The following is a 24,051-nucleotide window of genomic DNA, read 5'->3' as shown; positions in this document are numbered from 1 at the left end:
TGGTAGAATATATATGAAATTTTAGTTAGCATAGCTATTATGATCTATTATATTTATCTAAAAGAAGCTGTATCTTAAGACTATTAGCTCTTTAAGATATAGTTTTTTTATAAGAAAGTTTATTATTGTCATACTTTCGTCAAGATTATTACCTATAATATAAAATGTAAGATAAAGAGACTATCTTTCAAAAGTTATTATTTTAGCCTATTGATTTGTCTATAATAGATAATAATCGATTTTAATAAGGGAGTTGATGATAATGAATTTAACCAATATATATTTTCAAGAGAGTGAACATAAGTTATTGAACTGGGAGGATGAGCAGAAATTAGGGCTGTTAATCTCTCAAGGTGATAAAGAGGCTAAAGAGAAATTAATTAGTTATAATCTCAGATTAGTAATAAGTATTGCTAAAAGATATACAGGTCAAGGCTTAGATTTATTGGATTTGATTCAGGAAGGAAATATTGGGCTGATTAAAGCAGTAGAGAAGTTTGATTATAGTAAAGGCTATAGGTTCAGTACTTATGCTACCTGGTGGATAGAGCAGAAGGTAAGACGTGCTATCAAACGCCATGGAAGAACTATTAGACTCTCCTTTCAGATTCAAAATGATATTAATAAATTAAAGAGGGCTCAAGATTATATGCGAACTATCTTACAACGGGAGGCTACTCCAGAGGAATTATCTGAAGAGTTAGACTTACCAATAGAGAAGGTCTATGACCTAATAGAGTTGAAGCAAGATATCTCTTCCTTAGATAATAAGATAGGTAAAGAGCAGGAGGATGATTTCTTTAATTTAATTCCTAGTGAATTTGATTTAGTAGATAAAGTGTTAAAAGAAGATTTAAAAGAAGTTATTAAGAATTTATTGAAATACTTAAGCAAGCGTGAAGAGTTAATCGTTAAGTTAAGATTTGGTTTAGAGGATGGTAGAGAGAGAACTTTTCAAGAGATAGCAAGAAAATTGAATCTCTCTAGAGAAAGGATTAGGCAGTTGCTCAATCAAGCCTTAGAGAAATTAAAATCTTTAAATTATAATAGAGGTGTAGATAATTATTTAGTGATGGTTAACTGATTATTTAGTTGATTAGTGGTCAAGATTTTAAATTTTATTAGAGATAATGTCTTATTTATTTAGAAATCTTGAATGATTATATTGAAAGGAATAGATAATTATAATATAATTAAATATGGATTAGTTAGGAATATAAAAAAGCAGACTTGCAAGTCTGCTTTTTTATATAGAGGTATAATTAATTCTAGTAATTTAACAATTATCTTGTATATAGTTAATAGAGATATTATAAAAAGTGAAAAATAACTCTTAATAACCATTCTAATCTGTGTTTATTTATAAAGATAAAAGGTATAGCTAGAATCAGTCAATCAATGTAATATTAGTATCATATTAATTAGTTTTGAGGGGGATTATATGGAGAAAATAAAACTGATTAAACTATTTAGTACCTTTATGAGAATTGGTGGATTTACCTTTGGTGGAGGATATGCAATGATACCACTTATTGAGAAAGAGCTGGTGGAGCAGAAAGGATTGTTAACAGAGGAAGAATTTATCGATATTATTGCAGTAGTTCAAGGGATACCAGGAGTAATAGCGGTTAATTCTTCCTTGTTTATCGGCTATAAGTTAAGAGGAGTATTAGGCGCATTGACCTCTGCTTTAGCAATTAGCTTACCCTCGATACTAATTATATTATCAATTGCCCAACTTTTGCTTAATTTACAAGGAAATCAATGGGTAGAGGCCTTGTTTAAGGGGGTCAGGTCTGCTGTTGTAGTCTTGATTTTTTGGGCAGGTTATAAGATGAGTAAGAAGGCTATTATTAATTATAGTAGTTTTCTTTATACACTAGGGATGATATTAGGGATTTTATTCTTTAAATTACATCCAATATTATTGATTGGATTAGCTGGAATAATTGGAATGATTACCTCAATCTATAAGACTAAGGAGTATAATGATGATATTGATTGAGCTATTTTTAACATTTTTTAAGATAGGATTATTTACCTTTGGTGGAGGATATGCGATGATACCTCTAATTCAGCAGGAAATGGTTACTCATGGGTGGTTGACTATAGATCAATTTGTCGATATTTTAGCTGTCTCTCAGATGACTCCTGGAGCTATTGCTATCAACAATGCTACCTTTGTTGGTTATAAGGTGGCTGGAATTGGGGGTACAGCTATGAGTACCTTTGGTTTGATTTCCCCTTCTTTGATAATTATCACTATTGTAGCTAAGTTATTAGATAAGTTCAGTGATCATCCTCTAGTAGAAGGGGCTTGGCAAGGGATAAGACCTGCAGTAGTGGGACTGATTATAGTAGCAGTTATCTCTATAGGTAAAGAGGTTATTACAGGAATTAATGGTATTATTATTGGAATAATAGCATTCTTTTTATTAGCTAAGGTAAGATTACATCCTATTGGGGTGATTGTGACTTCAGGTATACTGGGAATTATCTTTGCCTTATTTTAATAATTATTTAAATTTATTAAACAATGTCACAATTTCATCAAATTTATCTGATATGATAAAATTAAGGTGTTTTTGTTGATTAATTTATAAATTAACTTTCCAAATTAGAGATAGAAGGAGTATTAATATGAAAGTAAACTTTGTTTTACTATTATTAACAATATTATTAATCACTGGTTGTAATCAAAATATGTTGCAAAGTGGAGAACTGCTTTATAAGAACCCAGAAAAGTTGGAAGGAAGATGGCAACAGGGTGACTATCCAGAAGACGCTAAATTTATTCTAATTACAGAAGATAATCTGCTTAGCTTACAAGAAGAATTGAGAGGGATTAACGGTTTAAGTTTCAAAGATCAACTAGGGATATATGTTAGTTTAGGTGAGCAAGCAACTGGTGGTTATGGAATAAAGATTAAACAGGTTAGAAAACAGGATGATAAATTAGTTATTGTAGTAAAAGCTGTAGGTCCAGCTGCTACAGATATAGTTACACAGGTTATAACTCACCCTTATGATATTGTTAAGGTACCTTGGCCAGAAGTTAAAGATATTAAAGAGGTTATCTTTGTCTCAGTAGAAGGGAAGAAGTTGATAAAGAAAAGATTATAAATTTTGAGGAGATTAAAAAGAGCTAAGAACAAAGCTGTTATTAGCTCTTTTTTCTTTGCTGGTTAGTAAAATTTATTGATTATCTCAAGAAATATTAGTAATTTTGTATAAATACCCTTTTAGAAGAAGGTTTACTTTGATATAATAAAAATATACTAATTATAATTTTTTCAGAAAATTCGTTAGACGTCTAACTTGATGATGAGGGGGAAGTTATTAATGATTGAAAAGAAGATTAAAGAACTAGTAAAGAAAGCCACTGAGGCAAGGGAGAAAGCTTATGTTCCCTATTCTAACTTCAAAGTAGGAGCAGCTTTATTGACTAAAGATGGCGAAATCTATACTGGGTGTAATGTAGAGAATTCTTCTTATGGCTTGAGTAACTGTGCTGAAAGAACAGCAATCTTTAAAGCTATATCTGAAGGTAAGATGGAATTTGAAGCTATTGCTATTGTTGCTGATACCAAAAGACCTTGTCCTCCTTGTGGAGCCTGTCGCCAGGTAATTGTAGAATTTGGAAAGAATATTGATGTAATTATGAGTAACTTAAATGAAGATATAATCATTAAGAAGGCTGATAATTTATTATGGGGTTCTTTCTCTAATCAGGATTTAAGTTAAAATTCATTGTAAGAATATGGAATTTATTATAACCAGAGGAATATCCCTCTGGTTTTCTTGCTTTAAAAAAAGATGATGCAGTTTAAAATCAATATTATTTGAAAATGATTATTAAAATTATAATTATTTGTATTAATTTAAAATTGATTTAACAAATTTTAAGTATGGTACATATACATAAATTACTGATATAAAATAAAAATACTTAGTAATAATAGTTGAGTTTTGTTTTTAATTTAGATATATTGGTTTTATTAATCTTAAGGGGAGGAGTATCATGAATCCAGAAGAGCGATATCAAAGTAGTAAAAAGATAACATTAGTAACTTTGTTAGTTAATTTTTTATTATCGATCGCTAAGGTGCTGATAGGATTTATCTTCTTTAGTCAAGGGATTGTAGCTGATGGTATCCATTCCATCTCTGATGTAATCTCAACTCTAGCAGTCTGGATAGCAATTAGGATTTCTCGTGAACCTGCTGATGAAGAGCATCCTTATGGGCATGGAAAGATTGAAACAATTGCAGCTAAATTCATAGGTATCTTATTATTTTTAACAGGTTTAATTATTATTAAAGATAGCTTAATGACTATTATCAGAAATGATCTAAAGGAGCCAGGAATATTAAACCTTTGGATAGCTTTAATATCAATTATCGCTAAGGAGTGGATGTATAGATATACTTATCGAGAGGGGGAAAGGATAAATAATAAGGCTTTAATGGCAGATGCTCATCACCATCGATCTGATGCCTTATCGTCAATAGCTGCTTTAATCGGAGTAATAGGAGCTAAAGTTGGTTATTTAATGGCTGATCCAATAGCAGGTTTAGTAGTTGCTTTATTTATTCTCCATATGGGATATGAAATATTTATGGAGGCTGTTAATGATTTGATGGATAAGGTAGACCATAAGCTTCATCAGCAGATTAGTGAGCTGGTCTGTACTAGTGAGGAAATAATTGATATTAGAGACTTAAAAGTAAGAAACCATGGTCCAGATATCTTTATAGATCTAAGAATTGTTGTAGAAGATGATTTGACTGTTGTAGAAGGGCATAAAATTTCTAGAAGAGCAGAAAAGAGAGTAAAAGATGAGATAAAGAATATACAAGAGATTTTAATTCATATTGATCCAATCACTGTCCATGAAGAGTTAAAGAAGAAAGACAATCAAGATGTTTAGTTATTACTTAGTCATTTATGACCATATAAAAAAGTAATTATAATATAATTGAAGAATAATATAATAAAAATGGTTCAACAACGAACTTTGTGATTAAATAAAAATACCATAAATGATTAATAGTTCATAAAAGGATCGGAAGTTTTCACTTCAGATCCTTTTATTTGGTGTGCCTCATAAATTATAGAGATAGTAAGCTAAAATCTTATCTATGATTATATATGTATGTCAAATTAATGGTACTAGGATGTTTATCGCAAGATAAAATCTGAAATTGGATGACAGTAACAAAGTAATTAATAATAAGTAAATTTAAAATTATAAATTTGTTTTAGAATTGGATAATCTATATTGAAAGAGGACAGATGAAAGTTTCTTTTGATATCAGCTTTAAATCTATGATATAATAAAATTCATATTATAGAAATAGAGGTTCTTTTACTTAATATGGTCAATTTACAATTAATTTTAGAGGCTTAGGGAGGTGGTCAATGTGATTTTAGAAGTAAATACTCCTGCTTTTTTATTTTCTACTATTTCATTATTAATGTCTGCTTATGCTGGAAGATTTTCTAAAATTTCTAAAATAATAAGAAAGCTATCTGTAGATATACATAATAGTAATTTGGTAGAGAGGCACTATTTAAAAGAACAGATTTCACTTTTCTCTAAGAGGATTATATATATCAGACGTTTACAGCTTTCGGGAATCTCTTCTTTATTCTGTTCGTCATTATCTATGTTCTTCTTATTGTTTGAAAGGATTAACTTTGCAAATATATTCTTTGTACTTGCTATAATATTTTTTCTGCTATGCTTGTTAATCTGCTTGATTGAAATCTATTATTCAATCAGAGCTTTGGAGTTAAATTTAGAATTATGAGGTGATATATATGAAATTTACTTTGACAACACCTGCTCTTATCTTTTCTACTATCTCACTCTTACTTTTGGCATATACAAATAGATTTTCAATATTAGCTAGTTTAATCAGAGACCTCCATGATAAAGCAAAAGAAAAGGGAGAGAAGGACTATATTATTAAGTCCCAGCTTTCATCGTTAAAAAAGAGGGTTAGACTTATTAGAAATATGCAATTTCTAGCTATCTTATCTCTGTTTTTCTGTGTATTCTCTATGTTCTTATTATTTCTTAATCAGAATTTAGCTGGAGAAGTTGTTTTTGCAATAGGACTTGGATTACTTATGTTCTCTTTAATCCTTTCTGCTATTGAAATCAATATATCTGTCCATGCTTTAAATATTCAATTAAGTGAGAGTGTCAAAAATGAAGCCTTAATGGATAAAGAGCAGATAAAATTAAATAATTAGTATAAAAAACTTCTAGGATAGATCTATCCTAGAAGTTTTTTATAATTTGCTAAATGTATAAGAGTAAATAAGCTTTTTAATTGAATTCTAACCTTATTTTAAGAGGAGTCTAATCTTCATTATTTAAAATATAATTATAATATAAGTTAGAGGAGTACTTAAAGTTGAAGTTATCCAAACAGATTAAGGGATTAATACTTTTGTTAATAATGGTTTTTGTGATTTCTATTTCGGTATTTGCTGATAGTACAGAAAGAATAGATAAATTTGAAGCTGTAAAGATTGCAAAGTTAGAGTTAGATAATACAGAAATTAATTATCAAAGAAGTCAAGCAGAGAATCTAGTTAATCAATATGATAAAAAGTAAAGCTATAATCTGACCAGATTATAGCTTTACTTTTTAGTGAAATAATTAATAAAAGATATAATTATAAATTACTTAGTCACTTATGAATATATAAAATTTAAAAAATATCTCGCAGGATTTAACAATCCTATATCTAATACTATTAATAATAAATCCATTATAATAAAAATTTAATAGTAAATCATCCAATAGATTTAACTACATTTATTTTATTAGATAAGTAAAGGGAGAGGATTGAATTGAATAAGTTTATAATTATATACTCCATAGGAATTATCTTCAACCTAATATTTTTTATACTATATTTTTTAAAGCATCGCAATAGTATAGATGTTAATGTTAGAGGTTCAATATTATTTATACTCTTTAGCTGGTTTATATATCCAATATTATGGGTTAATTCTAGAGATTATTAAGTAATCAATTAATTTTTTAAAATATAAAATAAAGGTTATTCTTAATAATAACAAAACAAGAGATATAATAAGGAAATCACTTATTATATCTCTTGTTTTTATCAAAAAAATATCTCTAATTATACTACATTGTCTTTAAGCATAGATTCTACATAACGTTTACCTTTACTGGTTAAACAGACAATATTTTTATCGCTATTATATTCATGAAGATCAATTTGAACCAAACCATGCTCTAAAGCTTTTTCCAGAGTCCGAAGAAGATCAATTTTATTAAAACCTTTTTCTTTCATCCTATATATATAGTTTGGTTGATAAGAGAAATAAAGGCACTTTAGAATCTTTGATTCATTAATAGATGAAAATGTTGAAGTAAAACTATTCATTTAAAAATCCTCCTTTAATCAAATTTAATATTATGTTTATATGTTTATTAGTTACTAATTACTTTTAGAACAGAAAATAATAATTATTAAAAAATACAACATTATAATTATTTAACTTATATTAAAAATTGTAGAAAAATTGATTTTTACAGAGGTATTTTCAATATCTTTTATAATAAAATTAAGTATTAAATCAATTAAGAGCAGAGATAATAAGAATAAAAGGGAGTGATAACAACGAGTCCAGAATATACTATAGAATTATCTAATAGAGATTATAATCTATTGGAATCAATGGCTTATGAGAATAATATGGAGATAGGTGATCTTATCTCAGAGATGATAAATGAGAAGACTGAATTAATGGCTCTAGATGTAAATTTAAATAAAGCTCCTGATTCTTTTCAATTATTAGCTGATGATGTATATTTAACCGAATCAGATGAGTTTAAAGATGAATTTAATGAATTATAAGGGGATTTATCCCCTTATATACTGCAACATTATACTCTGATTACTATCACCAGATAGAATAAATTATCTAAATTGATCTTGAATCTCAATTAAATTTATGTTATAATTCTCAACGAATATAAAAGAATAAAAAGACCTCATTTCTGACAATTGGAATGGGGTAGAGGTGCAAAAGTCAAGAGTACTTTTAAGGAGAGTAGGAAAACTTGAAGAATTAAAAGGAAAGGGGCAATTGCCGAAGTGGTAAGTCTATTCCAAACTTACTGCTGGGTCTGTATTGAATAGGTACAGAACTGCCACTATCAGTGGAGCGCTATCTCACTCATTTTACTAGAAATGATTACTTACGTTTGTAATCCTAGATGAGTAAGGCATCTAGGATTTTTTAATTGCTAAATGATTAAAGAGAATAAGCAAGAAAATATTTAAGGAGGAATTTTAATGGAAACATATGGATGGTTATCATTAATACCACCAGCTTTAGCTATTATCTTAGCTTGGTGGAGTAGAGAGGTTTTAGTATCATTATTTATAGGAACCTTTGTTGGAGCAACTATTATAGCTGATTTCAATCCTCTAGTAGGATTTATGAGAACCCTTGACAAGTATATGATTGAGAATTTAACAGATTCATGGTATATATCAATCTTATTGTTCTTAATAATATTGTCAGGGATGGTTGGAATTATTACAAGATCAGGTGCTACTAATGCAGTTGCTGAATTTGTTGCTAAGAAGGCTAAGACTACACGTAGAGCACAGCTGGCAACCTGGTTGATGGGGATTTTAATCTTTTTTGATGATTATGCCAACTCTTTGATTGTAGGAACAACTATGAGATCAATTACTGATAAGATGAAGATATCTAGAGAGAAGTTAGCCTATATAGTTGATTGTACTGCAGCTCCAGTAACTAGTATGGCTATCATTTCAACCTGGGTAGGTCATGAATTAGGTTTGATTAGAGCAGCCTTTGATAGTCTAGGAATAGAAGCAAATGCATACTCTACATTTATGCAGACTATTCCTTATCGTTTTTATAGTATCTTAGCTTTAGCGATGGTCTTATTTATCGCCTTAACAGGTAAGGACTTTGGTCCTATGTATGATGCTGAAAGAAGAGCAAGAAAGGAAGGGAAGGTATTAGCAGATGGAGCTACTCCATTAGCCTCTGATGAATTGACCAATATGGAAGTCAATCCAAAGAGTAAAATGAAATGGTATGATGCTTTTATACCAATGATAGCTGTAGTAGTAGTTACTGTAATAGGTCTATGGTATAATGGTACTAGTGGTTGGACAAAAACAATGCTATTACATGAAGCTTTTGGTAATGCTGATGCCAGTGTAGTGTTATTATGGTCATCATTTGCTGGAACATTAGTAGCTATTTTATTGGCATTATTCAAAGGTGGACTTTCTTTGGAAGAAAGTATGGAAGGATGGCTTAATGGGGCCAAAGCTCTAGCAGGGGCTTGTGGAATCTTAATCTTAGCTTGGGCTTTAGGTCTAGTTACAAAAGAATTAGGTACGGCTAATTTCTTAGTTAATATCAGTAAAGGTACTATCCCTGCCTTTATGGTGCCTACAATGATATTTGTTATTTCAGGAATTATTGCTTTTGCAACTGGTACATCATGGGGAACAAGTTCAATTATCATGCCTTTAGCTGTAGCAATGGCATATCAACTGGGATCTCCTATGATGGCAACAATTGGTGCAGTATTGACAGGTGCAGTATTAGGGGATCATTGTAGTCCGATCTCTGATACTACTATTATGTCTTCAACAGCTTCAGCAGCAGATCATATAGATCATGTTAAAACTCAATTACCATATGCTATTGTAGTTGGTTTAGTAGCTATTATATTTGGATTCTTACCAGCAGGATTTAATATACCTAGTTGGACTGTATTCCCATTATTATTGCTAGGTATGTTAGCATTATATCTAATTGTAAATTACTATGGTAAATCAGTAGAAGAAAATTAAATAATTACAATATAAGAAGAGAGGTGTCTAATTAGACACCTCTCTTCTTATATTGTCTTGCGCAAGGGCAAACTCTTCGGATTAAAGCCTACTCATTTAGCAATCAGAATACTAACTATTATTATTGATTAAATTCTTTAATTAAAAATGGAAAGAGCAAAAGAGAATATCTAAAATAAAGAAACATAATATTATAAAAAGAAGTAAGTAATATAAAGAGAAAGGAGAATATCATGAGAGTAAAGCAGAATTTAACCTTAGTTGCCCTAATATTAATTTTATTATCAGCTATCTTTGGTATCAATACTTTAAATATTATATCAATCCCAACAAGCCAAGAAGGTGAATCAATTGGGAGGGAGATAAAGGTAAGCAGCAGCCAAAATCAACAGAATGATAATATAATAAATATAGAGATTGTTTGGGATGCTTCAGATAGTATGTGGGGAGATATAGAAGAAGTTAATAAGATAAACCATTCTAAAAAGATTATCAGAAGAATAATTAAAGATATCCCAAAGAACATAAATTTAGGATTAAGGGTATTTGGTAATGAAGGTTCTAGTGATGAAGAGAGTTTGTTAATAGTTCCTTTATCACAGGACAATAAAGAGAATACCCTAAAAGCAATCAATCAGATTAAACCCTCAGGAAAATCTCCAATTGGAATCAACATCTCATTAGCAGGTAAGGATTTAGTTAACCTTCCAGGAGAAAAACATATATTATTAGTAACTGATGGCAGAGATACTGGTAACATTATGCCTAATAAAATAGTAAGTGAATTGAGAGAGAAAGGAATTAAGACTCATATCGTACAAGTAGGTGAAATTACTAAGGTTAGCCAATTGCAATTAAAGGAGCTTTCTCGTCTAGGTGGTGGTAAATACTTTACTTATTTTGAAGAAGAAGAGGTAATACCAACTATGAACCTTCAATACTAAAGCTATTAAAATTTAGGTTAAATTCACACTTTATTAATATTAAATTTATATTCTTAAAATCAGTTTATTTACAATAATATTTATAAAAAGTAATTATTTTCTTGACAAAATAATGAAAGAATCATATAATGTGGTTGATATAAATAAAGTTAAGTTATATTTATATTCATGTTTGTTTCTTCCCCAATCCCCCTTCTAGTTAAACTAGAAGGGGGATTGTTTTGTGAAATAAAAATAAGTTACTAGTAATAATATACAAACTAAATCTTTATGAAGGAAAAAACAATTAGTTATAGAATAAAAGAAATAAAGATAATTTAAAAAGGAGAGAAGAAAATGCGGATACCAATCTTTATACAGAATACTATATCTCTTTTATTAGAAAACAAGATAATAACTGGGGGAATAATAATTGTTAGTTTATTTGTAATAAAAATAATAATAAAGACTATTAATTATAAAAAAAGCTACAGTTATATCGAAAAATTACTTAAAGAAGATATACTTAAGGGGTTAGAGAGGTTAAATCAGCTAGAAGATATAGAAATTAAGAAGAGACTCTTATTAGAAGGAGAGTTGTCTTTAGGAAAGAGCCTATATGAGGAAGTAAAAGCAGAGCTTATCAATAACGGAATAACAACTGAACTCTTTAATCAATTGGTTATTGGAGAAGAAGATAATAGAAGTGAAGCCTGTAAAATTTTAATCCAGCTTAATACTCCACAAGCTATCGACTATGCTATAACAGCTTTGTATGATGAGAGTAATAAAGTTAAGCAAACGGCTATAGAAACTTTAACAGAACATGTAAATCCTAAAATCATTGAAACCTTTATAAATTATCTGTCATACTGTAATAATGAGTTATCTCTATCTATGTTGACTAAGGCCTTTGAAAAGATTGGAAATTTAGCATTTGAACAACTAGTTAATGTTGCTTTTACCAAGAAGGAAGTATATAGATCTTGGGCAATTAAGTTATTAAGTAATATGGATTATGGGGACAGAGAAGATAAGGAAGTAATCAATATCTTTATAAATTTATTAAAAGATAAATCAGATATGATTAAAGTTCAATCTATTAAAGCAATATCTAGATTTAGAGATAATCAAGAGGTCTTTGAGAACTTAATTGAGAAATTAGAGGATAATAACTGTGAAGTAAGAAGCCAAGCTGCTAAGAGTCTTGGTGAATATGGCATGGAAGATGCCGTTCCTTATCTATTTAGTCTAATTACAGATAGTAGTGGAATGGCAAGGATTAATGCGTATCATTCTTTAATTAAATTAGGAGATAAAGGCTTTAAATACCTTCTCAAAGCTACTAGGATAAAAGAGACTAAAGAAGAAGCATTGCAGGTATTAAAAGAATTAGATATGGAGAAAGTAATAGATAATATCAATAGGATTTATGAGCTGGACAAGGATATAGACGATGAATTAACAGAGGAGTTAGAGTTAAGTAGTTATCTTGAAGAAGATAAAGAAGAACAAAGAAGATTCCAAATAATAGGATAAATCATTAAAAAGTCAAGTGTGAGAGTGAGTTATATAATTATTGCTCACACTTACACTTTTTTATTAATACTTAGTTAATGTAAATATTTATTCTAAAATCATAATTAAAGTAGATATTATGATATACTAGTATATCATAAACTAAAATTAGAGTTGTAAATTAATAATACTTATAAACTTAAATTATAAAATAGATAATAAGGGGTTGTGATGTATGAAATTATTTTCTAGAAGTTTAATTATTTCCCTGTTATTTTTAATAATTTTGGGAATCAATTTCTTAGGTGTAGGAGTAAATTTTTATACTGATGTACTCTGGTTTAAAAATTTGAACTTTATAGATAGTTTTTGGACTATCTTTCAAGCAAAGGTTGTTGTTAGATTAGGAGTTTGGCTTTTATTCTCCTTATTTATTTATTTCAATTTATTATTTACTAAAAAATTATTAATAAAGTTAATTGAGAATTTAAAGAGAAGTGATAAACCTGATGACCATGTAATAGAGCTAAATCCTAAAAAGGAAATAAAGTTCTTAGGATTTCTTAGCTCAAAGAGGATAAATTTAATCTATTTATTAATCAGCATTGTAGTAGGATTCTTCTTTAGTAGTATTGGTGCTAATAGTTGGAAGATGGTACTGGAATTTTTAAATGCTAGTAGTTTCGGTAGTACAGATCCTATATTCAATAAAGATATATCCTTTTATATCTTTAAATTTCCTTTCTATCAATTTATTTACCAGCTGTTATCTACCTTAGTAATTATTACAGGACTAATAGTAGGAAGTTTTTATTTACTAAATAATCGTAATAGTGGATTTTTTAATCGAATTAATAATCAAGGAAAATATCATTTATCAATTTTAATCAGTCTATTCTTCCTTTTAAAAGCATGGGGTTATCGCTTAGATATGTTCCAACTACTTTACTCTAGTAGAGGGGTTGCTTTTGGAGCTAGTTATACTGATATTCATGCTCAATTATTTGGTTTAAAAGCATTATCTTTAATCACAATAGTATTGGCTATCTTTATCTTTATAAATATCTTCATTAAAAAGACCAAGTTAATAATCGGAGGGATTGTTACCTTATTTATAGCCTCCTTATTATTGAATACTATCTATCCTGGTATTGTGCAACAGTATCAAGTTGAGCCAAATGAGATTGCTAAGGAAGCACCTTATATTGAACATAATATCAAATTCACTCGAGAGGCTTATAACCTTGATGAAATTGAGAAGAGGGATTTTGATATTAAAGATGACTTAACTTATGACGATATTATCGATAATGAGGTTACTATAAGTAACATTAGATTATGGGATAACCGCCCATTAAAGACTACCTATGGTCAAATTCAAGGAATTAGATCTTATTACTCTTTTAATGATATCGATATAGATAGATATCAAATCAATGATAAGACCCAACAGGTAATGTTAGGGGCTAGAGAGCTTAATCAAAAATTATTATCTAATAGAGCTAAAACTTGGGTAAATAAACGATTAAATTATACCCATGGCTTTGGTCTAGCAATGAGTCCAGTAAATAGGGTAAGTCCTGGTGGATTGCCAGAATTTCTGATTAAGGATATTCCACCTGAAAGTAAAGAGTTTGAAATAAAACAACCAAGAATCTATTATGGGGAACTAACTGATGAATATGTAATCGTTAATACTAGTGCTAAAGAGTTTGATTACCCAGAAGGAGATAAAAATAATTATATTAGGTATAATGGCGATGGAGGAGTTAAGTTAAGTTCACCAATTAGACGGTTAGCCTTTGCCGCTAAATATGCTACCTTAAAGCTATTATTAAATGATAATATTAGCTCAGAAAGTAGATTGATGTTTAATCGTAATATCAAAACTAGAGTAGCTAAGATTGCACCTTTTTTAAAGTATGATAATGATCCATACTTAGTAATAAATAATTCTGGAGAATTATACTGGATCCATGATGCTTATACTACAAGTAATAGATATCCATATTCAGAACCACAGAACTGGGGAAATTATATCCGTAATTCTGTTAAGGTAATAACCAATGCTTACACAGGAAAGGTTAAATTTTATGTAGTAGATAATAGTGATCCTATTATTAGGACCTATCAAAAGATATTCCCTAAATTATTCAGTAAATTTGAGGAGATGCCAGCAGATCTTAAAGCCCATATCCGTTATCCTGAAGACTTGTTCAAGATTCAAGCTGATCTATATAGTATTTATCATATGGAAGATCCGACAGTTTTTTATAATAAAGAGGATTTGTGGAATACATCCCAAGAAAATTATGCGGGAACTGCTATTGAGATGGAGCCTTATTATACATTGATAAAGCTTCCTGATGAAGAAGAAGAAAGCTTCTTATTGATGTTACCTTTTACTCCTATAAAGAAGAATAATATGATTTCTTGGTTAGCAGCTAAGTCTGATCATGATGATTATGGTAAGCTAGTTCTTTATAAATTCCCTAAAAGAGAGTTGGTTTATGGTCCAATGCAGATTGAAGCAAGAATAGATCAAAACTCAGAGATATCTAAACAATTGAGTCTTTGGAATCAAAGAGGATCTAGAGTAATTAGAGGTAATTTATTAACTATTCCTATTAAGAACTCTATTCTTTATGTAGAGCCAATTTACTTGCAGGCAGAACAGAGCCAATTACCAGAACTAAAGAAGGTAATTGTATCTTATGGTGAAAATGTAATTATGGAGGATAATCTAAAGTTAGCCTTACAGAGGTTATTTAGAGTTAATGAAGAAAACAGAGTAGAGGATAAAAAAGAAGAGGCTACACCAATAGTTGATGATGAAAATCTTAGTGTTAAAGGATTGGTCAATGAGATATCTGAGTTATATAATAGCTCTAAGGAAGCATTAAAAGCAGGTAATTGGACAGAGTATGGAAAATTAATTGAAGAATTAGAGGATAAATTAAACCTTTTACAAGATAAAACAGAAAAATAATTAAAGGGGCATTAATGCCCCTTTAATTATTTTTCTAAACTACTGTTAGATTTAAGTAAAATCAAAATTAAATAAAGGGATTAAAGTGAAATTCATAGAATTATTTTATAAGAAATTAATTAATTTCTTATATTAAGGTTAGATTTTGAGATATAAGACAAAAACTAGGTTTAAGTTCAAACTATATAAATTAAATTTAGAATATATTTTTCATAAAGATACTTAAGAAGTAAAACCTATCATAAATAATTATTATGATAGAGATTAATTCAATAAGTTGTAAGGAGGAATTTATGAACGAGAAGATTAAGATTATACAGCAGACCTTAGAAGTTAATCAAGAAGAGGCGGAAACAGCTCTAAAGTTAGCTGAAAATGATTTAGAAAGAGCATTATATATGGGGGATTATGTAGCTAGGGATTATATTTTACTTCAAATTAAATTCAGCTCAGGGGCTAGTAGCCATAATAAGAATTATGGCTTAATCGGAGTTGTTTGGAATGGCAAAGAAGGGGAGTTTATCAATAATGATGTGGCTCTTAATGATAAAGATTTAATTTCTAATATAGAATTAAAGGTAGATCCCCAGGTCTTTATTAAAGCCTTACAAAAGATAAAGGATCAAGAGAATTTTAGTTTGGAGTACCAAATTAAGAAGGGTTTAGAAGAGATATTTAATCCAACAGTTATCTTTAAGATATTCAAACTAACTAAAGAAGATAATATAGAAGAGCTAAATATTTTTATTAAAGAAAAGTTGATGAATATCCTTGAAGGGACTATAGATTTGGAGTTACATATTGAATTGATGACAAAAGCAAAATTAAGAAGTCTCTTTCCTGAGTTTTTTCAAGAGGTGACCTTAGAGGAAGTGGAAGAGGACAACTCTAAGAAAGAAGAAAAATTAACAAAAGGTGACCTTAATATTAATTTAAGTTGTGTACCAATTATCTCAGCTACTAAAGGTAGGAAAATAAGTGAGCTAAATATTGGTGATAAACTTAAAGTTAAGATCACTGATCAAAAAGAGATTGGTCAATATCTGAATAAATTACTCAAAAATTCATCAGGTACAGCTATAGGGGTTATAACCAAAATGGCCTTCAATGAGAAGCTAAAGCGTTATTCTGTTGTGGTACAATTTGGTCCTAATATCTATGGTAATTTAATTGTAGAGCCTGAAGTAAAGATAGCCACTACAGACTACAAAACTACCAGCATAAAAGAGAATGATAGAATGAAGATTAATAAAAACAATATGATTATCTCTTCAATAATAATCATTATAATTATTCTAGCAGTTATTCTCTACAATATATATTATCTTTAATTAGGATATAATATTTTCAGAAGAACAATTTATTTCAAAAGATGAATTTTAAAAATTCTATATTATTATCACTGGATATTAAACTAATTATTGAACAACCTAGTATAAGAAAATATAGAATTCTAACTATTCTAAATAAGCTTATCTAGTAAAAGGGTGGAGGCCATGGATCAAAAAATTGGAATAATACAACAGACTGCAGAAATAAATCAGGATGAGGCTAAGCAGGCTCTAAAGTTAGCTGAAGGCGATTTAGATAAGGCATTACAGATGGTTGATTATGTTAGCCAAAGCTATATGATTATTCATGGTAGAGCTAGCTATGGTTCTTATAATAAGACCTATCTCTTATTCAGTATTGTAACTAATGGGAAGGATGGAGAGATATTAAAATCTGATTTAGTAACAACCTCTGAAGATGATTTAGAGAATATCAATGTTGATATAGATCATAAGGTCTTTATTAAAACTTTAAATGATATTGGTATTAAAAGTAAAAAGAGTATTAATTCTAAAGAATCTCAATTAAAGTTTGAGAGGTTATTTACAGCTGCTGATATATTTGAATTATTTACTCTACTAAAAGCTGATGATCTTTCTAAGTTTAAAACAATCTTTAAAGAGAAGTTGGAGAATTTTCTTAAAGAAGAGCTAAATCTAGAAATATTTGCTAAAACTCTAACTAAGGTTAAGTTAAGAACTTATTATCCTCAGCTCTTTTCTGAAGAGAGTAATATTCAGAATAATAATTCTATTAAGCAAAACGCAGAACAGAAAGACTTAGGTTTAGATATTAATTTGACTTGTCAGCCTGTAATCTCTCCTAGTAGTGGAAGGAGAATTGAAGAGTTACTTGATGGTGATGAGATTTTAGTTAAAATTAGTGATAGTAGCGAGATGGGCAGATATTTAGCCAGTTTATTAAAGGATTCAACAGGGATGATTAAAGGGACAATTGAAGATAGAGAATTTAATCAAGGCACAGAAAGATACTGGGTTCTGATCAAATTTGGTCCCAATATCTATGGGAATTTATCGGTCAGTCCTCAAATTAAGATATCAATTCCAAAAAAAGAAGAGAAGAGTATGGAGAATAAAGAAGGAACACTTATAGATCAAGGAACCTTTATGCTCTTCTTTTTTATAGGATTATTTATAATCATAATTATCTTTATTTTAATAATCTTTTAATTCCTAATCTCTTCTATGATATAAACAGCCACATATCTATCTATAATATCAGTTAAGATAATAATGGAATTATCTGTATCATTAACAAATTTAAAGTCTTTTTCTTTTGGAACTACAGTGGCATCTCTACCTTCCTTTACATAAGAGAGATCTTTACTGTGGCGATGCCTTTCTGTAATCTTAAGATTTGCTTCTAAAATAGCATTATAAAGGGTCGTAGAAACTTGACAAATACCTCCACCAATCTTAGGGATGAATTTACCAGAATCGATAATAGGTGCTGCTTTATAACCTTTTTCTTTAGTGGGTAAACCAATAACCTTATTAAAGGAGAACTCTTCTCCTCTTTTAAGCTGGTAATAATTCACACCTTCGAGGGCTATTTTTATATTGTTCCTGCGATTTGGTGCATTATTTACAAGGTAAGTGGTATAATGACCTAATATTCTACCTTTGATATTTGACTTATTTCTAGTTTTTAAATAGAAGATACTCCTATTATCAAGTACCTCTTTATTAATAGTAGGAGCTATAGTAGTATAAGAACAGCTTATATTATCTTCGGCTTTAGCAGATAGGACATCTTGAAGGGTTTTCTTAATATCGATTGATCTACCTACTTTGCTATTAAATATTTCATTTTCAAAGATAAAAGCATTTTGAGGTTCGATTCTTTTCTCTCTAGACCACTTGTGTAAAAGATGATTAATCTGCATAACATTTAGTCCCCCTACGCTTAATCCTTCCAATAATACTCTAGGTCTTACCATCTTGATAAAGGATGAATTATCTGAATGTCTATCTATCTCTTTTCTAATCTTTTCTTTAGGTTTAGAGAAATTGTCTTTATCTGGCTTTGAGATGATAAAGCTAAGAATCAAAGTAGTTAGTACTATCACTATTACAATTGAATCTGGTTTTTTGTTATGATTCATTTTTATCCCCTATCCTTTGATATATTTTTATAATTTGATAAAACTATTATAAATATGTATTTGATTTAATTCCACAATTAGCAGATGATTCTATGATTTAAAAAAAATAAAAGTTGGTGAAATTATAATACATAATGAGATATAATTAATCTTATCAATCTTTATATAGTCAATATCTTAATAATCACCCTCATTACTACATATAGTTATAGTAGCTTCAAAAGATTTTAAATCATAGAGCAGTTTAAAAGTTTATAAAAAGGGGGGATAAAGTGTTCTCAAATCCCTTGGTAGATTTAAATGGATTTTTATTAGATGAATTGATTAAAGACTTGGCTATAATAGGAATTAGTAATTTTAAAAATTGGGAGATTGATCATGTTACAGATAATTCCAAAAATATCAAAAGAAACTCTTTATTTATAGCTATTAAAGGATTTAATGTAGATGGACATCAGTATATTAGTGAAGCTATAAGTCGAGGGGCGGTTACAATTATTGGTGAAAATAAGATTGAAGCAGATCAAGATTTTACCTATATTAGAGTTAAGAATAGTCGTAAGGCTTTAGCAGAACTTGTCAATAAAATATATAACAATCTTAGTGAAAAGATAAGGTTAATCGGGGTTACTGGTACAGCTGGAAAGACGACCACAAGCTCTATGATAGACCATATTATAACTAAGATAGTCGGTAAAAGTGGATTGATTGGGACACTATATAATAAGATTGGAACAGAGTACTTTCAAGATCCTAATAAATTTACTACACCAGATATTATAACCTTAAATAAATTTTTTGCTAAGATGATAGAATCTAAGGTTGATTATTTAACTATGGAGGTATCTTCACATGGTCTAAAATTGGATAGGGTTTGGGGTTTGGATTATGATGTAGGTATCTTTACTAATTTATCTTATGATCATATGGAATTTCATAAGACTTTAGAGGACTATTATCGAAGTAAAGAGAGGCTATTTAAATATTTAGAAGAAGATAAAGCTGCTGTTTTCAATCTAGATGATAAATATGCTAATAAGCTGATAGAGATTACAAAAGCAAATGTATATACCTATGGCATATACAATAAAAATGCAGATATTACAGCTAAAGATATTAAGTTGGGTAAAGAAGGTCTAGAATTTACAGTTAGTATTAATCATGACATCATTAGTAATCTTGGAAAGATAGTCCATCCTATTACTGCAAGATTAAAGATACCATTATTGGGTTATCATAACATATATAATACCTTGGCTGCTTTTACTACAGCATTAATCTTAGGTTTTCCTTTATTTAAAATTAAAACTGCTATAGAGTCCTTTAGAGGAATTAAAAGAAGGATGGAAGTAATTTATAACCAAGAGTTTACTATTATCGATGATTTCGCTCACAATCCAGCAAGTCTAACAGCTAATTTTCAAACACTTAAAAGCTTTAAATATAATAAGGTAATTATGGTTCACTTTTTAAAAGGAAAAAGAGGTATTCCAGCCAATCGCTTAAATGCTCAACTTATGAGTAATTGGGCTAAAGAATTGAAGTTAGCAAAGATCATTACTACTAGAGCAGAAGAAGAGGTTATCTCTAAGAATAAGGTATTATTAGAGGAAGAGGAAGCTTTTACTGAGATTATTAAAGCTAATGGTATCGATATTGAAAATACTGCTCGTTTAAGAGAAGCTATTGAATTGGCTTTATCTGAAATTAAGAAAAATGACCTTTTATTAATAGTTGGAGGTCCAGGTTTAGATAGAGCAGCAGAGGTAATTAAGGAGTACCTTTAATCTGTAACGGGTGTTAGTGTGGATTTTTGTTTTAAGGTTTTACCATACTAACACTTATGATTTATAATATAATTTAGACAAGCAGTTAGCAATTTTATTTGGTGAATATAATGCGTAGCTAGTGATAAGTAAAGATAAAATCAAATTAAGGGTAATATTTTAGTTCACCATAAATAAAAAAGATATAAGATTGATAAAATAATAAGGAATTATCGAATAAAATTCAGCCATGTTATTGACATTTGGCTTTCTTTACGAAATAATAATTAAGGATAATTTTAACTATATAATTAAATTTAACTTAATCTAATAGAGGTTATTTAAAAGTTAATTTTAGAGGAGGGAAGCAATATGGAAGGAAAGAGGTTTATAGAAGAGTTATCTAATTCAGTGGGTGTATCTGGGTATGAGAAGAAAATATCCAAACAGGTAGCCCAAGAATTTGAGAAATATACTGATGAGATTGAATATGATGCCTTGGGTAATCTAATCTCTTGTAAGAAAGGTAAGGGTAACTTTTCTCAATTGAAGATCATGCTGGCAGCTCATATGGATGAGATTGGGTTGATGGTGACTAAGATAGAAGAGAGTGGCTTCTTACGTTTTACCCCTGTAGGTGGTGTTGATCAAAGAACCTTAGTGGGGCAAGAGGTAATGGTTCATGGTAAAGAGAGTTTACAAGGAGTTATTGGAGCTAAACCACCTCATATTCAAAGTACTGAAGAGGTCACAAAAGCCTATAAGATGGAGGATATGTACATAGATTTAGGTTTGAGTGAAGCAGAAGTAAAATGTCAAGTTAGAGTAGGTGATGTTATCTCTATTAAGAGAGATTTTTGTCAATTAAAGAATGATCGAATAACAGGTAAGGCCCTTGATGATAGAGCAGGAGTATTGATGATATTAGAGACATTAAAGAATCTAAGCAAGCTAAAGCATCAGATAGATGTTTATGGAGTAGCTACTGTTCAAGAAGAGGTTGGGGTTAGAGGAGCTATTACTAGTACTTATGGTATTGTTCCTGATATAGGGATAGCTATAGATGTTTGCCATGCTACTATGCCTGGTGTGAGTAAAGAGGATGCTGCTGAGTTGGGTAAAGGTCCTGCTATTGGATTTGGTCCCCATGTCCATCCTAAGATATTTAAAAAGCTAACAGAAATAGCTAAAGAACTGGATATACCTTATCAAGTAGAACCATCAAATCGCCCAAGGGGAACTGATGCTTATGCTATCCAAGTTACTCGTGCCGGAATCCCAACAGCATTACTCTCTATTCCCTTAAGATATATGCATACTTCTGTAGAGACTGCTAGTTTAGATGATATTAAGCGGGGAGCTAGACTATTAGCCCATTTTATTGTAGAAATAAATGCTGAGTTTGTGGAGGGGTTAAGATGCTTTTAAAGAGATTAAGTGAAGCGATAGGTGTCTCAAGTAAAGAGGATGAAGTCAGAAATATAATTAAAGAAGAGTTAGTAAACTATGTTGATGAATTAAGAACAGATGCTTTAGGTAATTTAATTGCTTATAAAAAAGGGAAGAAATTAAGCCCTAGATTGATGATTGCAGCCCATATGGATGAGATTGGACTGATGATTACTGATGTTACCGAGGATGGACTGTTGAGCTTTAAACCTGTTGGTGGTATAGATAAGAGGATCTTGGTATCGAAACGAGTATTGGTAGGAGAGGATAAGATTCCTGGAGTAATCGGTGCCAAAGCAATTCATCTACAGAAGCCTGATGAGAGGAAGAAACCTTTAGATTATAAGCAATTATATATAGATATAGGTACTAAAGATAAGAAAGAAAGTGAGAATTTAGTAGAATTGGGGACTATGGCAAGCTTTGATAGTAAATATGAACAGTTAGGTAAAGATACTGTTAAGGGTAAGGCCTTTGATGATAGAGTAGGTTGTGCAGCTTTAGTAGAGTTGATGAAGAAAGACTACGAATTCCCAATCTATGGTGTCTTTACTGTACAAGAGGAGGTTGGTGCACGAGGTGCTACTGTTGCAGCCTATGATATAGAGCCAGATTTAGCCTTGGTTCTTGAAGGTACTACAGCAGCCGATATCCCAGATATCAAAGAGGCAGGTTATGTGACTAAATTAGGAGATGGACCTGCACTGACCTTTAGAGATGGTGCTATGATTACCTATAAACCTTTGTTGAATAGATTAATTAAGGTGGCAGAAGATAATCAGATTAAGTATCAGCTTAGAAAATTTACCAAAGCAGGAACTGATGGTGGAAAGATTCATTTGACTCAAGAAGGGATTCCAACAGCAGTTATCTCTGTACCATGCCGTTATATCCATTCACCAGCAGCTATTATAAATTTAAAGGATTATCAAGCTATGGTAGATTTAGCAGATAAATTCTGCCAAGATATTGAAAAAGGGGGTTTTTCTAATGAAAGAGTTGATTAGAGAGTTAGTAGAAACTTATGGCCCATCGGGGCATGAAGATATAGTTAGAGAGGTTATTAAAGGTAAAATTGAGGATAAGGTTGATAAAATAAGAACTGATAGTTTAGGGAACTTAATTGCATTAAAGAAAGGTAAAGATTCTAGTAAGAAGGTAATGCTAGCAGCCCATATGGATGAGATTGGCTTAATTGCTACCCATATTGATGATAATGGGTTTGTCCGTTTTTCTAATGTAGGTGGAATCTCTCCACATATGTTATTAGGAACCAGAGTCTTATTCAATGGTGAGACTGTTGGGGTTATCGATAAGGAAGGGAAGTTAGATGATATTAGCAAGTTAAAGCATGAGAAGCTTTATGCTGATATTGGCGCTACTAGTAAAGAGGAGGCAGAAGCGAAGGTTAAGGTTGGTGATACAGCGAGTTATTATCGTCAGATGGATGATTTAGGTGATAGAATAGTCTCAAAGGCAATAGATGATAGAATTGGGTGTGTAGTATTACTTGAGACTCTTAATCGTTTAAAGAATAAACCTACCTATGATACTTATTTTGTCTTTACTGTACAAGAGGAGGTAGGACTAAGGGGAGCTCAGACTTCATCCTTTGGGGTTAACCCTGATTTGGGAATTGCTGTAGATGTTACCTTAACAGGTGATATGCCAGAAGCACAAAGAATGGAGGTTGGTCTAGGGAAAGGACCTGCTATTAAAATCAAGGACAACTCAGTATTGGTTCATCCACAGGTTAAGAATTTGATGATCGATATAGCTGAAGAGAATAATATCCCTTATCAATTAGAGGTTTTAGTAGCCGGGGGAACCGATGCAGGAGCAATCCATCTAACAAGGGAAGGTATCCGTTCTGGGGCTTTATCTATCCCTTGCCGCTATGTCCATTCTCCATCTGAGATGGTTGATATTAATGATATAGATAATGGTATTGAGTTATTGACTAACCTTCTAGAGAGCAATTATACAGGATTATTTGAATAAAGAGATAAGATAATTAGGAGTTATGGGATTTTCATAACTCCTTTAATCAAT

The 24,051-nt window shown here is 30.3% G+C and carries 22 protein-coding genes and 1 riboswitch; of the genes, 20 read left to right on the top strand and 2 right to left on the bottom strand.

Going from position 1 to position 24,051, the window contains the following annotated elements; all coding sequences use genetic code 11:
• The first annotated feature begins 262 nt into the window (after window positions 1-262).
• The 9 genes from U472_RS10670 (at window position 263) to U472_RS10630 (ending at window position 6,629) form a co-directional block, all read left to right on the top strand.
• Window positions 263-1,084, top strand: a complete 822-nt coding sequence (locus U472_RS10670; protein ID WP_176714152.1) for a sigma-70 family RNA polymerase sigma factor — start codon at window positions 263-265, stop codon at window positions 1,082-1,084.
• Window positions 1,085-1,441: 357 nt separating this feature from the next.
• Window positions 1,442-2,005: a chromate transporter gene (locus U472_RS10665; RefSeq protein WP_068718301.1), complete on the top strand. Its 564-nt coding sequence runs from the start codon at window positions 1,442-1,444 to the stop codon at window positions 2,003-2,005.
• On the top strand, window positions 1,989-2,513 hold the full coding sequence (locus U472_RS10660; RefSeq protein ID WP_176714151.1) for a chromate transporter: 525 nt from the start codon (window positions 1,989-1,991) through the stop codon (window positions 2,511-2,513). The genes U472_RS10665 and U472_RS10660 overlap by 17 nt, the downstream gene beginning before the upstream one ends.
• Before the next feature lie 127 nt (window positions 2,514-2,640).
• Window positions 2,641-3,123: a protease complex subunit PrcB family protein gene (locus tag U472_RS10655; RefSeq protein ID WP_068718297.1), complete on the top strand. Its 483-nt coding sequence runs from the start codon at window positions 2,641-2,643 to the stop codon at window positions 3,121-3,123.
• Between the two features lie 219 nt (window positions 3,124-3,342).
• On the top strand, window positions 3,343-3,744 hold the full coding sequence (locus tag U472_RS10650) for a cytidine deaminase (RefSeq protein ID WP_176714150.1): 402 nt from the start codon (window positions 3,343-3,345) through the stop codon (window positions 3,742-3,744).
• A gap of 277 nt (window positions 3,745-4,021) precedes the next feature.
• Entirely contained in the window at window positions 4,022-4,930 is a 909-nt protein-coding gene (locus U472_RS10645; RefSeq protein WP_068718295.1) for a cation diffusion facilitator family transporter, read from the top strand.
• A 493-nt stretch (window positions 4,931-5,423) separates the two neighbouring features.
• The gene (locus U472_RS10640) at window positions 5,424-5,813 is read left to right on the top strand and encodes a DUF2721 domain-containing protein (RefSeq protein WP_068718293.1); all 390 of its coding nucleotides are present in this window, start codon (window positions 5,424-5,426) and stop codon (window positions 5,811-5,813) included.
• A gap of 10 nt (window positions 5,814-5,823) precedes the next feature.
• A complete protein-coding gene (locus U472_RS10635; protein ID WP_068718291.1) occupies window positions 5,824-6,261 on the top strand; it encodes a DUF2721 domain-containing protein in 438 nt (145 codons plus the stop codon).
• A gap of 164 nt (window positions 6,262-6,425) precedes the next feature.
• The gene (locus U472_RS10630) at window positions 6,426-6,629 is read left to right on the top strand and encodes a hypothetical protein (protein WP_068718289.1); all 204 of its coding nucleotides are present in this window, start codon (window positions 6,426-6,428) and stop codon (window positions 6,627-6,629) included.
• A 535-nt stretch (window positions 6,630-7,164) separates the two neighbouring features.
• Here the strand turns inward: U472_RS10630 and U472_RS10625 are convergent.
• Window positions 7,165-7,431: a hypothetical protein gene (locus tag U472_RS10625; RefSeq protein ID WP_068718286.1), complete on the bottom strand. Its 267-nt coding sequence runs from the start codon at window positions 7,429-7,431 to the stop codon at window positions 7,165-7,167.
• Window positions 7,432-7,659: 228 nt separating this feature from the next.
• Between U472_RS10625 and U472_RS10620 the strand changes: the two genes are divergently transcribed.
• The 7 genes from U472_RS10620 to U472_RS10590 all read left to right on the top strand — a co-directional run bounded on the left by U472_RS10620 (window position 7,660) and on the right by U472_RS10590 (window position 17,849).
• Complete coding sequence (locus tag U472_RS10620; RefSeq protein WP_068718284.1) at window positions 7,660-7,905, top strand: hypothetical protein; 246 nt, start codon at window positions 7,660-7,662, stop codon at window positions 7,903-7,905.
• A gap of 153 nt (window positions 7,906-8,058) precedes the next feature.
• Window positions 8,059-8,229, top strand: a riboswitch (Lysine riboswitch).
• Window positions 8,230-8,346: 117 nt separating this feature from the next.
• Window positions 8,347-9,897, top strand: a complete 1,551-nt coding sequence (locus U472_RS10615; protein WP_068718282.1) for a Na+/H+ antiporter NhaC family protein — start codon at window positions 8,347-8,349, stop codon at window positions 9,895-9,897.
• Window positions 9,898-10,130: 233 nt separating this feature from the next.
• Window positions 10,131-10,841: a vWA domain-containing protein gene (locus U472_RS10610; protein WP_068718280.1), complete on the top strand. Its 711-nt coding sequence runs from the start codon at window positions 10,131-10,133 to the stop codon at window positions 10,839-10,841.
• Between the two features lie 336 nt (window positions 10,842-11,177).
• The gene (locus tag U472_RS10605) at window positions 11,178-12,359 is read left to right on the top strand and encodes a HEAT repeat domain-containing protein (protein ID WP_068718278.1); all 1,182 of its coding nucleotides are present in this window, start codon (window positions 11,178-11,180) and stop codon (window positions 12,357-12,359) included.
• Between the two features lie 214 nt (window positions 12,360-12,573).
• Complete coding sequence (locus U472_RS10600) at window positions 12,574-15,327, top strand: UPF0182 family membrane protein (protein ID WP_068718276.1); 2,754 nt, start codon at window positions 12,574-12,576, stop codon at window positions 15,325-15,327.
• Window positions 15,328-15,620: 293 nt separating this feature from the next.
• Window positions 15,621-16,658, top strand: coding sequence for a hypothetical protein (locus tag U472_RS10595; protein ID WP_068718274.1), 1,038 nt, complete (start codon window positions 15,621-15,623; stop codon window positions 16,656-16,658).
• A 165-nt stretch (window positions 16,659-16,823) separates the two neighbouring features.
• Window positions 16,824-17,849, top strand: coding sequence for a DUF4899 domain-containing protein (locus U472_RS10590; protein WP_068718272.1), 1,026 nt, complete (start codon window positions 16,824-16,826; stop codon window positions 17,847-17,849).
• Here U472_RS10590 and U472_RS10585 read toward each other — a convergent pair.
• The gene (locus tag U472_RS10585; protein ID WP_068718270.1) at window positions 17,846-18,784 is read right to left on the bottom strand and encodes a VanW family protein; all 939 of its coding nucleotides are present in this window, start codon (window positions 18,782-18,784) and stop codon (window positions 17,846-17,848) included. The two genes, U472_RS10590 and U472_RS10585, sit on opposite strands and share 4 nt — an antisense overlap.
• Window positions 18,785-19,056: 272 nt before the next feature.
• Between U472_RS10585 and U472_RS10580 the strand changes: the two genes are divergently transcribed.
• From U472_RS10580 to U472_RS10565, 4 genes are all read left to right on the top strand, one after another.
• Entirely contained in the window at window positions 19,057-20,571 is a 1,515-nt protein-coding gene (locus tag U472_RS10580) for a UDP-N-acetylmuramoyl-L-alanyl-D-glutamate--2,6-diaminopimelate ligase (RefSeq protein WP_068718268.1), read from the top strand.
• A gap of 351 nt (window positions 20,572-20,922) precedes the next feature.
• Complete coding sequence (locus tag U472_RS10575) at window positions 20,923-21,978, top strand: M42 family metallopeptidase (RefSeq protein ID WP_068718267.1); 1,056 nt, start codon at window positions 20,923-20,925, stop codon at window positions 21,976-21,978.
• Window positions 21,969-23,006, top strand: a complete 1,038-nt coding sequence (locus U472_RS10570; RefSeq protein ID WP_068718265.1) for a M42 family metallopeptidase — start codon at window positions 21,969-21,971, stop codon at window positions 23,004-23,006. The genes U472_RS10575 and U472_RS10570 overlap by 10 nt, the downstream gene beginning before the upstream one ends.
• The gene (locus tag U472_RS10565; protein WP_068718263.1) at window positions 22,990-24,000 is read left to right on the top strand and encodes a M42 family metallopeptidase; all 1,011 of its coding nucleotides are present in this window, start codon (window positions 22,990-22,992) and stop codon (window positions 23,998-24,000) included. The genes U472_RS10570 and U472_RS10565 overlap by 17 nt, the downstream gene beginning before the upstream one ends.
• Window positions 24,001-24,051 lie beyond the last annotated feature (51 nt).

It is taken from the genome of Orenia metallireducens, from assembly GCF_001693735.1.
Lineage (GTDB): Bacteria > Bacillota > Halanaerobiia > Halobacteroidales > Halobacteroidaceae > Orenia > Orenia metallireducens.
Note: the sequence above shows the minus strand (reverse complement) of the source record. Positions and strands in the feature narration are given on the sequence as shown.